Below are 1,044 nucleotides of genomic sequence, written 5' to 3'. Positions count from 1 at the left end.
GAACCAGTGTCAATAAGTAGGTTTAAACCTTTCTTGAAGAAGGGCTGGAAGGACGGCAAGAAAAGCCAAGAATAGGAAGACCACCATTCTTAACTTCCGAGCAAAGAGAACAATTGAGTCAATATAAAAGATAAAGCCAAGGATACACAAGACGTAGAACTGACTGGTGCCGACATCCTCGCTTATATCGTGAAAGAATTTGGTCAGTACTACCACTCTAATTCTATCTATTACCTGCTCGACCACATGGGCTTTTCATGAATAACTTCCCGCTCAAAACACCTCAAACAAGCACAAGAGTATTTAAAAAAATCAAAATCGAAACGATCCTTAATATCCCAGAACATATAGCTTTAGAGTGTGTTGATGTCTGGTTTCAGGACAAAGCCAGATTTGGGCAACAAAACACGACAACACGACAACACGCTTATGGACTGAAAAAGCAACTCACCCAAGAGCCGTGAAGCAATAACAATTTGAGTATGCTTATCTGTCCCAGAAAAGGAATCTGTGAGGCTATCGTTGTCTCTTGGGTTAATAAAGACATCATGATAGAGCACTTAAAACAAATATTGGGAGTCACGGAGGAAGGATGTCGCGCCGTCGTTGTTATGGATGGTGGAGGATGACATACAGAAGAAATGGCCAATGACTTTAAGAATGTCAGTGTCATCAAACTTCCGCCCTATTCTCCAGAGCTAAACCCTATCGAACAAGTATGGCGTTGGTTGAGGCAACGCGATTTATCCAACCAACCTTTTACGGGTTACGACGACATCATCTCCAAAGTCTGCGATGCATAGTATCGGTTTTTGGATTGCTCCAAAAGAGTCACCAAAATGCATTCGTAAAAATGGATAGACCTAACCAGTTAATTTTCCAGATGGTATAATAAAGGTATGGAGAGATATCTTCAGCTCAGAGCTGCAGATACAAAAAAGCCCCAGTCTTTCGACTGAGGCTTTAAATATGGCAGGGGTGGAGAGATTCGAACTCCCAACACGCGGATTTGGAATCCGCTGCTCTGCCAATTGGAGCTACACC

3 protein-coding genes are annotated in these 1,044 nt (G+C 42.4%); all 3 read left to right on the top strand.

Annotated features, from left to right (window positions below):
- Positions 1-189: 189 nt before the first annotated feature.
- Complete coding sequence (locus tag R7E78_RS31235; protein ID WP_229608817.1) at positions 190-261, top strand: winged helix-turn-helix domain-containing protein; 72 nt, start codon at positions 190-192, stop codon at positions 259-261.
- Positions 258-464 carry a hypothetical protein gene (locus tag R7E78_RS24670; RefSeq protein WP_318058414.1) on the top strand — a complete coding sequence of 69 codons (207 nt, stop codon included), beginning with the start codon at positions 258-260 and terminating at the stop codon, positions 462-464. The genes R7E78_RS31235 and R7E78_RS24670 overlap by 4 nt, the downstream gene beginning before the upstream one ends.
- Positions 465-641: 177 nt before the next feature.
- Positions 642-803: a transposase gene (locus tag R7E78_RS24665; protein ID WP_318058413.1), complete on the top strand. Its 162-nt coding sequence runs from the start codon at positions 642-644 to the stop codon at positions 801-803.
- Positions 804-1,044 lie beyond the last annotated feature (241 nt).

This window comes from Vibrio sp. YT-19(2023) (assembly GCF_033337395.1).
The sequence above is the reverse complement of the archived record's forward strand: the minus strand, read 5'-3'. Positions and strand labels throughout refer to the sequence as shown.

Coding starts and splice junctions, on each gene's coding strand:
- R7E78_RS24670 (WP_318058414.1), top strand. CDS start 258: ATGAATAACTTCCCGCTCAAAACACCTCAAACAAGCACAAGAGTATTT.
- R7E78_RS24665 (WP_318058413.1), top strand. CDS start 642: ATGGCCAATGACTTTAAGAATGTCAGTGTCATCAAACTTCCGCCCTAT.